We start from the raw sequence: 8831 nt of genomic DNA, 5'->3' as shown, positions 1-8831 counted from the left end.
AATGTCCGACGGACGGGGTATCAACATATCTGGCGTTGACTTTTGGCACGCTGTTGAGTTCTCAAGGAACGGACGCTTCCTTTGTACTCACCCTCGCGGGCTTTCCTCCGGGCGCTTCCCTTCGGTCTTGCGTTTCCGACTCTATCAGATCCTTTCGGCATCCGATTCCCGGTCGGCGGGATTTGTCTGGGGCTTCCGGCTTTCGCCTGTCGGCCTTTCGACATTCACCACGTTAGCCGATCCTCTCGGCAACTCATAATCGAGCTCCGCGGGCTTGAATTCGGGCATGCGGGCACGCCGAAATTCGCCCCGGTCGAGGGGAAGTAGCAGGTAGTGGGTTGGCCGCTCCGGCTGCTGGCGATTGCCGTACCCGGTTCAGCGGCTCGGGCCACATTACGCACCTTCCAGGGACGCGTCAACTTGAGCGGCGCCTGGGGACATGGGCCCGATAGGGGCTCACCGTCGGGTCGTTGGCGACCCAGAAACGCCAGGGGTGGACGCCTCCGTCGCCGGCCACACCCGTGCGGGGGCCGTTGCGTACCTGGTCGGAGGGCACAGCGGTGCCGGTGAGCATCCTCAGTGGGGTCTCGCCGGAGGCGCACGCGTCCGTGCCGCTGAGTGCGCGGTCCACGTCCAGGGCTGTGGCCAGGCGTGCCGGTCCTTTGGCCAGTTCCTTGTCATTTCGGGCCGAGAGTCGACGTTTACGCGCGAGCTCGGCGCCCTCGACGACCTCCCCCGCGCGGAGCAGGACGGCGCTCGCCGAGCCTTCCGGACCACAGACGAGGTTCATGCAGTGCCACATGCCGTAGGTGAAGTAGACGTACACGTGTCCGGCCGGACCGAACATCACGTCGTTGCGGGGTGTGCGGCCGCGATAGGCGTGTGAGCCGGGGTCGTTAGGGCCGTCGTATGCCTCGACCTCCGTGAGGCGCACCGCGATCGGGCCGTCCGGGGTGCTTCGTACGAGGATCCGGCCGAGAAGGTCGGGGGCGACTTCCAGCACAGGGCGGTCGAAGAACGACCTGGGCAGTGGCGTACGGTCCGGGGGCGCGATCATGTCGTACGAGCGTAGTCCAGACGTGTCTGTGCCAAGGGGTGGTCAAAGGATCCCCCGCTTGCCAGGGTGTGGCGCGGAACCGGTCGCGTCCGGATCGCGTTTGTAGGGATCAGGGATCCATACGTAAAGGGAGAGTCATGGGGTTCAAGAAGCTGCTCGCGAGTCTGGGCGCCGGCGGGGCTTCGGTCGAGACGGTGCTGACCGAGGTCAACGTCGTTCCGGGTGGTGTCGTCCAGGGCGAGGTGCGCATCCAGGGCGGGTCCGTGAACCAGGACATCGAGGGGCTGTCCGTGGGCCTGCAGGCGCGGGTCGAGGTGGAGAGCGGCGACGAGGAGTACAAGCAGAACATCGAGTTCACCAAGGTGCGGCTCGGTGGTGCCTTCCAGCTGCAGGCCGGTGCCGTGCACACCGTTCCGTTCGGGCTGGAGATCCCCTGGGAGACGCCGGTCACGATGATCGACGGGCAGGCGCTGCGCGGTATGCACATCGGTGTGACCACGGAGCTGGAGATCGCCCGTGCGGTGGACTCCGGTGACCTGGACCCCATCAACGTGCACCCGCTGCCGGCGCAGAAGGCGATCCTGGACGCGTTCATCCAGCTGGGCTTCCGCTTCAAGAACGCGGACATGGAGCGCGGTCACATCCGGGGCACGCGGCAGCGGCTGCCGTTCTACCAGGAGATCGAGTTCTACCCGCCGTCGCAGTACCGGGGCCTGAACCAGGTGGAGCTGAGCTTCGTGGCGGACGAGCAGGCCATGGACGTCATCCTGGAAATGGACAAGAAGCCGGGTCTGTTCAGCGAGGGTTCGGACACCTTCCGGTCCTTCCAGGTGGGTCTGCACGACTTCCACGGGACCGACTGGGCGGCATACCTCAACCAGTGGCTGTCCGAGGTCGGCAGCAAGCGCAACTGGTTCTAGGCTCGGTTCCTACTGAAGGAACCGATCAGGAGGTACCGAGGTGACCGAGCTCAAGCGGCGGCCGCTCCCCCATGACTTCCACCCGCCCGTGCCGTCGTTCACGGTGACGAGCGAGGACGTCGAGCCGAACGCGAGGCTCAAGGAGGCTCAGGTCCACGCGGCCGGCAACACCTCCCCGCAGCTGCGGTGGGAGGGGTTCCCGGCCGAGACCAAGAGCTTCGCCGTGACCTGCTACGACCCGGACGCCCCGACCGGCAGCGGTTTCTGGCACTGGGTCCTGTTCGACATCCCGGCCTCCGTGACCGAGTTGCCGGTGGGTGCGGGCAGCGGCAAGTTCGAGGGTCTGCCCGAGGGTGCGGTGCACGCGCGCAACGACTACGGGTCGAAGGACTTCGGCGGTGCCGCTCCGCCGCCCGGGGACGGGCCGCACCGGTACGTCTTCACGGTGTACGCGGTGGACCAGGAGAAGCTCGGTCCTGATTCCGACGCTTCTCCGGCCGTCGTCGGTTTCAATCTGCGGTTCCACGCGATCGCGCGTGCCCAGCTCATCGGTGAGTACGAGAACCCCGCCGAGGGCTGACGCGGCGCCGATTCAGCCCAGCGTTCATCGAACGTTTGCCCGCCTCCGGTCATGGAAGTGATCAGAGGCGGGCATTTTTTATTGCGTTGTCCATCTCGGCGCGCCCGTACAGAGTTGATCCGAGCCCGCCGGGGGGTGGGCAGGTGCACACGGGAGGTGGGCTGGATGCGGGACACGCTGGTGCTGAACGCGAGCTTCGAGCCGCTGTCGACGGTGACGCTGAACCGAGCTGTCGTTCTGGTACTGCAGGACAAGGCCGTCGTCGAGCAGGCCCACCCCGAACTGCGTATGCGGGGCGCCGCTGTGGACATACCCGCGCCCCGGGTGATCAGGCTGTGCAGATACGTACGGGTGCCGTTCCGAAGACAAGCGCCGTGGTCGAGGCGGGGTGTGCTGGTGCGGGACCGGCACCGGTGCGCGTACTGCGGGCGGCGGGCGACGACCGTGGACCATGTGGTGCCGCGGGCGCAGGGTGGCGCGGACTCGTGGCTGAACACGGTCGCCTCGTGCGCGGAGGACAACCACCGCAAGGCCGACCGGACTCCGGAGCAGGCGGGCATGCCGCTGCTGCGGCAGCCGTTCGAGCCGACGCCGCAGGACGCGATGCTGCTGGCGCTGGGGCAGGAGGACTTCGAGGCGCTGCCGGAGTGGCTGGCCCAGTCGGCCGCGTAGCGGGTATGTGAGAGGGGCTCGCCTTCCTGGGAAGGCGAGCCCCTCGTCGTATCACGGGTGTATCAGTCGATCGACGGCTTCTCGCGGCGGTCGTTGCCGTTGTTCTGCTGCGGGACGGAGGCTCCGCCGCCCGAACCGCCCGCCAGGGGGCCGAAGTTGCCCATGGCGCCGGACAGGCCCTTGAGGGCGTCGCCGATCTCGCTGGGGACGATCCAGAGCTTGTTGGCGTCGCCCTCGGCGATCTTCGGGAGCATCTGCAGGTACTGGTAGCTGAGCAGCTTCTGGTCGGGGTCGCCGGCGTGGATCGCCTCAAAGACCGTGCGGACGGCCTGGGCCTCGCCCTCGGCGCGCAGGGCGGCGGCCTTGGCCTCACCCTCGGCGCGCAGGATCTGGGACTGCTTCTCACCTTCGGCGGTGAGGATGGCCGCCTGGCGCGTACCTTCCGCGGTGAGGATCGCGGCGCGCTTGTCACGGTCGGCGCGCATCTGCTTCTCCATCGAGTCCTGGATGGAGGTCGGCGGCTCGATGGCCTTGAGCTCGACGCGGTTGACGCGGATGCCCCACTTGCCGGTGGCCTCGTCGAGCACGCCGCGCAGAGCCGCGTTGATCTCCTCGCGGGAGGTCAGGGTGCGCTCCAGGTCCATGCCGCCGATGATGTTGCGGAGCGTGGTGACGGTGAGCTGCTCGATCGCCTGGATGTAGCTGGCGACCTCGTAGGTGGCCGCGCGGGCGTCGGTGACCTGGTAGTAGATGACGGTGTCGATGTTCACGACCAGGTTGTCCTGGGTGATCACCGGCTGCGGCGGGAACGGTACGACCTGTTCACGCAGGTCGATGCGGTTGCGGATGGTGTCGATGAACGGGACCACGATGTTGAGGCCCGCGTTGAGTGTCCGTGTGTAGCGGCCGAAGCGCTCGACGATGGCGGCGCTGGCCTGTGGGATGACCTGGATCGTCTTGATCAGGGCGATGAAGACCAACACCACCAGAATGATCAATACGATGATGACCGGTTCCATCGTGGCTCCCCGTACCCTTCTCCGCCTCGGCGCCTTCGGCAGATCTTATGGCTGTTGAAGATCTTGCTGGACGAGTCTGACAGACCGTCGCACAACTCGTGGGGTGTTCGGTTCAGTTGAGTCCTGCGAGGTCACATGACGATTGCCGTTGCCCCGTCGATCTCCACGACGTCGACTTCCTCCCCCACTTCGTAGGCGAGGTCGGTGTCGAGCGAACGGGCCGACCAGATCTCCCCGGCGAGCTTGATGCGGCCGCCGGAGCCGTCGACGCGTTCCAGTACGACGGCCTGCTTGCCCTTCAACGCATCCACGCCTGTGGCGAGTTGGGGGCGTTGGGCGCTGTGCCGGGCCGCGATGGGCCGTACGACGGCGATGAGCGCGACCGAGACGACCACGAAAGCGAGTACCTGGACCACGATGTCGAAGCCGAGGCCCGCGGCGGCCGCGGCCGCGACGGCACCCACGGCGAACATGCCGAACTCCGGCATCGCCGTGATCACGAGCGGGATTCCGAGCGCCGCAGCGCCGACGAGCCACCACACCCACGCGTCGATGTCGTTCACATGGTCATGCTAGAGCCGCGGACGGTGCCGCGGACAGGGCGCAATGGGGGTCAGGACAGCGGCAGGCCCTGAGCGGTCCAGCGGTCGCCGACCTGCTCCACGACGAGCGGGAGGCCGAAGCAGAGGGAGAGGTTGCGCGAGGTCAGTTCGAGCTCCAGCGGGCCCGCGGCGAGGACCTTGCCCTGACGGAGCATGAGGACGTGGCTGAAGCCGGGGGCGATCTCCTCGACATGGTGGGTGACCATGATCATGGAGGGGGCGATCGGGTCGCGGGCGAGGCGGCCGAGGCGGCGGACCAGGTCCTCGCGGCCGCCGAGGTCGAGGCCGGCGGCGGGCTCGTCTAGCAGGAGCAGCTCGGGGTCGGTCATCAGGGCGCGGGCGATGAGGGTGCGCTTGCGCTCGCCCTCGGAGAGCGTGCCGAACTTGCGCTCCAGGTAGTCGCTCATGCCGAGGCGGTCGAGGAAGGCGCGGGCACGCTGTTCGTCGACCTCCTCGTAGTCCTCGTGCCAGTGCGCGGTCATGCCGTACGCGGCGGTCAGCACGGTCTCCAGGACGGTCTGGCGCTTGGGGAGCTTGTCGGCCATGGCGATGCCGGCCATGCCGATGCGGGGGCGCAGCTCGAAGACGTCGGTACCGGGCGTGCCGAGGGTCTCGCCGAGGATGGTGGCGGTGCCCTTGCTGGGGTAGAGGTAGCTGGAGGCGACGTTCAGGAGGGTGGTCTTGCCGGCGCCGTTGGGGCCGAGGATGACCCAGCGCTCGCCCTCCTTCACCGACCAGGAGACCTGGTCCACCAGAGCCCGGCCCTCGCGGACCACGGATACGTCCTGAAGCTCCAGAACATCGCTCATGAGCGCGTTGTCTCCCCTTGCAGTGTGGCCGGTCTCGGCTGTGGCGTACGCCTGTGGCTCGGTCCGCCGCGCCGGTGGGCGCAGCCCGTACGAAATCTACGCCACCGGTGGCGCGGTCCATTCCATCGGTCCGGTCCTTAGGGTGGGGGCATGCTCTCGGAACCGCGTTCAGGACGCCTCGCCGCTTGGGGAAATGCCCTATTGGCCGGACTTGTCTCGCCGGATGACGCTGCACTCGCCATCGTCGGCGACGACGCGGTGCACCGGGTGGAGGGGCTGCCGGGTGAGTCGGCGCCGGTCGGGCTCACCCTCGCGCTGGGGCGGCTGCGGACACTCGGGGCGATCGGGCTGCGGGTGGCGCTGCCCGCGCCGGGGCATCCGCTGGGGCTGAGCGGGCCGCCGGAGTTCAACGCGCGGGCGCTGGAGGCCGAGGAGGCGGTGATCTGCCACGGCGCCGCGTTCGGGCTGGTGCCCGAGTTGTACGAGGCCGGGCCCGCCGGTGATGTGCATGCCGAGGTGGTCTGGCACTGTCTGCCGGTGCGGGAGGCGCCGCCCGCGGATGTGCCGTCGCTGGGCGAGGCCGAGCGGGAGCTGGCGGAGGCCCTGCGGGACGCGACGGCGGTGCTCTCGCGGCTGGACGTCGCGGGGTCGGGTCCGGTGGCGGAGGCGGCGATCGGCGCGTACCGGGCGCGGGCCGAGCGGGGGAACGAGGTGCTGGCGCCGGGGTATCCGCCGCGGGCGGTGCGGGTGTTGGAGCTGGCCCAGCGGGTGGGGCTGCTGATTTCGCTGGCCCATGAGAACGGCCACGGGGGTGCGGTGAGCGCGTCGGAGATGGCGGCGCGGGGGGCCGCGCTGCGGCCGGTGGAGCGGACGGCACGGCGGGCGCAGGTCGCGGCGTACAACTCCGTCGTGGAGGAGCGGGAGCGGGGGCGGTGAGCGCCGGCCGGTGGTGACCGGCGCCGATGAGTGACCGGCCTCCCGGTGAGGTGTCGGGAGGCCGGAGGTCCACGGGGGTGGGCTCAGTGGTTGAGGCCCACGTTGCCGAAGGCCGGGTTCAGGGCGCCGATGACGTTCACGCTGTTGCCCACCACGTTCACCGGGACGTGCACCGGGGCCTGGACTACGTTGCCCGAGACGACGCCCGGGGAGCCCTTGGCCTCGCCGCCGGCCCAGGAGCCGTTCGTGGCGGAGGCCATTCCGGCACCGGCCGCCAGCAGGCCCCCGGCCACCATCGTCACGGCCGCTGCCTTCTTCAGGTTCTTCACTTTCAACCCCTCCTTGGCGATCACCGCGGCAGTCGCCGCGGCACGCACTGGAGAACGGCGGAGATCGCCGGAGGGTGCGCCGTCCGGGTGACATTCCCCCGACGGTATGAATCTCACCCTGTCACACCGTAACGAACGGCCCACAGCGCCGCCTGGGTCCGGTCCGCGAGGTCGAGTTTCATCAGGATGTTCGAGACGTGCGTCTTGACGGTCTTCTCGGACAGGACGAGGGCGCGGGCGATCTCGCGGTTGGAGCGGCCGTCCGCTATCAGGCCCAGCACCTCGCGCTCCCGCTCGGTGAGTGAACCTCCCCTGCCCTGGCCCGAGTTGGCGTCCTCCTGGGAGAGCAGCGCGCCGGCCACCTCCGGCTGGAGGAGGATGTGCCCGGCGTGCACCGAGCGGATGGCGCCGGCCAGCGCGTCGGGGTCCACGTCCTTGTAGACGTATCCGGCGGCGCCCGCGCGCAGGGCCGGAACCACCGTGCGCTGCTCGGTGAAGCTGGTGACGATGAGCACGCGCGCGGGGTTGTCGAGTTCGCGGAGTCTGCGCAGCGCGTCGATGCCGTCCATGCCCGGCATCTTGACGTCCATGAGGACCACGTCGGGCTTCAGTTCCTCGGCGCGGGCGACCCCTTCGGTGCCGTCGGCCGCCTCGCCCACGACCTCGATGTCGTCCTGCACCTCCAGGAAGGTGCGCAGTCCGCGGCGGACGACCTGGTGGTCGTCGACGAGCAGCACCCTGATTGCGTCAGCCACCGGGGACCTCCATCTCGATCGTGGTGCCCTTGCCGGGCGCGGACTCCACCGTGAGCGAGCCGCCCACCCCGCCGGCCCGGTCCCGCATGGAGACCAGTCCCAGATGCCGTCCCGCGCGGCGGATCGACTTCGGTTCGAAGCCGCTGCCGTCGTCGGTGACGCGCAGGACGGCTCCGCAGGCGTGGCGGCCGAGGGTGACGTCCACATGCTGGGCCCCGGAGTGCCGCAGGGCGTTGTGCAGGGCCTCCTGGGCGACGCGCAGCAGCGCCTCCTCCTGTGCGGCGGGCAGGGCACGGAAGCCGCTGGAGGCGAAGGACACGCGCGCGCTGTGGGCGCGGTCGAGGACCTGGATCTGGGTGCGCAGGGTGGCGACCAGGCCGTCCTCTTCGAGGGCGGCGGGGCGCAACTCCACCACGGCGGCGCGCAGTTCGTCGGCGGCCTCGGCGGCGAGCCGGGCCACCTGGTGCAGCTCGCCCTTGGCGCGGGAGGGGTCGCGGTCGACCAGGGCCGCGGCCGCCTGTGCCGTCAGGCGCAGGGAGAACAGCTTCTGGCTCACCGCGTCGTGCAGTTCGTGGGCGAGCCGGGAGCGCTCCTCGGAGATCGTCAGCTCGCGGCTGCGCTCGTACAGACGGGCGTTGGTGAGGGCGATCGCGGCGTGCTGGGCGAGGATGGCCAGCAGATCCTCGTCCTCCTGTGTGAAGCCGCAGCTTCCCTCGGGCTTGGCACAGCGCTTGTTCGCCAGGAACAGCGCGCCGATGATCTCGTCGCCGTCGCGGATCGGCAGGCCGATGAAGTCGGACATCTCGGGGTGGGCGGCCGGCCAGCCCTCGAAGCGGGGGTCCTTGCGCACATCGGCGAGGCGCTCCGGGCGGGCCTCCTGGAGCATCGCGGCGAGGATGCCGTGCTGACGCGGGAGCGGGCCGATGGCCTTCCACTGTTCGTCGCTGACCCCGTCGACGACGAACTGGGCGAAGCCGCCGTGGTCGTCCGGGACCCCGAGGGCGGCGTACTGCGCGTCGAGCAGCTCGCGGGCCGAGGCGACGATCGTCTTGAGGACGTCGCGCACCTCCAGGTGCCTGCTCATGGCCAGCAGCGCGGAACTCACCGCGGTGAGGCCGGACCGGGGGCCTTGACTCATGCCCTCACGGTACC

At 69.4% G+C, this 8831-nt stretch carries 11 protein-coding genes; 4 read left to right on the top strand and 7 right to left on the bottom strand.

From position 1 onward, the window contains the following. Positions 1-415: 415 nt before the first annotated feature. Complete coding sequence (locus AB0I54_RS20370) at positions 416-1057, bottom strand: DNA-3-methyladenine glycosylase (RefSeq protein ID WP_363297422.1); 642 nt, start codon at positions 1055-1057, stop codon at positions 416-418. Between the two features lie 137 nt (positions 1058-1194). Between AB0I54_RS20370 and AB0I54_RS20365 the strand changes: the two genes are divergently transcribed. The 3 genes from AB0I54_RS20365 (at position 1195) to AB0I54_RS20355 (ending at position 3229) form a co-directional block, all read left to right on the top strand. Continuing rightward, positions 1195-1977 carry a sporulation protein gene (locus AB0I54_RS20365; RefSeq protein WP_363297421.1) on the top strand — a complete coding sequence of 261 codons (783 nt, stop codon included), beginning with the start codon at positions 1195-1197 and terminating at the stop codon, positions 1975-1977. A gap of 40 nt (positions 1978-2017) precedes the next feature. Beyond that, entirely contained in the window at positions 2018-2557 is a 540-nt protein-coding gene (locus AB0I54_RS20360; protein ID WP_363297420.1) for a YbhB/YbcL family Raf kinase inhibitor-like protein, read from the top strand. Positions 2558-2722: 165 nt separating this feature from the next. Further along, positions 2723-3229: an HNH endonuclease gene (locus AB0I54_RS20355; RefSeq protein WP_363297419.1), complete on the top strand. Its 507-nt coding sequence runs from the start codon at positions 2723-2725 to the stop codon at positions 3227-3229. A gap of 62 nt (positions 3230-3291) precedes the next feature. Here AB0I54_RS20355 and AB0I54_RS20350 read toward each other — a convergent pair whose 3' ends face one another. The 3 genes from AB0I54_RS20350 to AB0I54_RS20340 all read right to left on the bottom strand — a co-directional run bounded on the left by AB0I54_RS20350 (position 3292) and on the right by AB0I54_RS20340 (position 5659). After that, positions 3292-4248, bottom strand: a complete 957-nt coding sequence (locus tag AB0I54_RS20350; protein ID WP_363297418.1) for an SPFH domain-containing protein — start codon at positions 4246-4248, stop codon at positions 3292-3294. 131 nt (positions 4249-4379) lie between these two features. After that, positions 4380-4811 (bottom strand): NfeD family protein, encoded by a 432-nt coding sequence (locus AB0I54_RS20345; protein WP_363297417.1) that lies wholly within the window; start codon positions 4809-4811, stop codon positions 4380-4382. Positions 4812-4861: 50 nt separating this feature from the next. After that, positions 4862-5659, bottom strand: coding sequence for an ABC transporter ATP-binding protein (locus tag AB0I54_RS20340; RefSeq protein WP_363297416.1), 798 nt, complete (start codon positions 5657-5659; stop codon positions 4862-4864). A 150-nt stretch (positions 5660-5809) separates the two neighbouring features. Here AB0I54_RS20340 and AB0I54_RS20335 point away from each other — a divergent pair, with 150 nt between their 5' ends. Then, positions 5810-6595 carry a hypothetical protein gene (locus AB0I54_RS20335; RefSeq protein ID WP_363297415.1) on the top strand — a complete coding sequence of 262 codons (786 nt, stop codon included), beginning with the start codon at positions 5810-5812 and terminating at the stop codon, positions 6593-6595. An 83-nt stretch (positions 6596-6678) separates the two neighbouring features. On the opposite strand, the gene AB0I54_RS20330 is transcribed toward AB0I54_RS20335, so the two are convergent. The 3 genes from AB0I54_RS20330 to AB0I54_RS20320 all read right to left on the bottom strand — a co-directional run bounded on the left by AB0I54_RS20330 (position 6679) and on the right by AB0I54_RS20320 (position 8817). After that, on the bottom strand, positions 6679-6924 hold the full coding sequence (locus AB0I54_RS20330; protein WP_263207162.1) for a chaplin: 246 nt from the start codon (positions 6922-6924) through the stop codon (positions 6679-6681). A gap of 113 nt (positions 6925-7037) precedes the next feature. Continuing rightward, entirely contained in the window at positions 7038-7679 is a 642-nt protein-coding gene (locus tag AB0I54_RS20325) for a response regulator transcription factor (protein WP_363297414.1), read from the bottom strand. Then, complete coding sequence (locus tag AB0I54_RS20320) at positions 7672-8817, bottom strand: GAF domain-containing sensor histidine kinase (protein ID WP_363297413.1); 1146 nt, start codon at positions 8815-8817, stop codon at positions 7672-7674. The genes AB0I54_RS20325 and AB0I54_RS20320 overlap by 8 nt, the downstream gene beginning before the upstream one ends. Between the last annotated feature and the right edge of the window lie 14 nt (positions 8818-8831).

This window comes from Streptomyces sp. NPDC050625 (assembly GCF_040654755.1).
In the GTDB taxonomy this organism is placed as follows: domain Bacteria; phylum Actinomycetota; class Actinomycetes; order Streptomycetales; family Streptomycetaceae; genus Streptomyces.
Note: the sequence above shows the minus strand (reverse complement) of the source record. Positions and strands in the feature narration are given on the sequence as shown.

Bases quoted from the DNA above. Each gene is read 5' to 3' on its own strand.
- AB0I54_RS20370 (WP_363297422.1), bottom strand. From the start codon at position 1,057: ATGATCGCGCCCCCGGACCGTACGCCACTGCCCAGGTCGTTCTTCGAC.
- AB0I54_RS20340 (WP_363297416.1), bottom strand. From the start codon at position 5,659: ATGAGCGATGTTCTGGAGCTTCAGGACGTATCCGTGGTCCGCGAGGGC.
- AB0I54_RS20320 (WP_363297413.1), bottom strand. From the start codon at position 8,817: ATGAGTCAAGGCCCCCGGTCCGGCCTCACCGCGGTGAGTTCCGCGCTG.
- AB0I54_RS20365 (WP_363297421.1), top strand. From the start codon at position 1,195: ATGGGGTTCAAGAAGCTGCTCGCGAGTCTGGGCGCCGGCGGGGCTTCG.
- AB0I54_RS20350 (WP_363297418.1), bottom strand. From the start codon at position 4,248: ATGGAACCGGTCATCATCGTATTGATCATTCTGGTGGTGTTGGTCTTC.
- AB0I54_RS20335 (WP_363297415.1), top strand. From the start codon at position 5,810: ATGCTCTCGGAACCGCGTTCAGGACGCCTCGCCGCTTGGGGAAATGCC.
- AB0I54_RS20355 (WP_363297419.1), top strand. From the start codon at position 2,723: ATGCGGGACACGCTGGTGCTGAACGCGAGCTTCGAGCCGCTGTCGACG.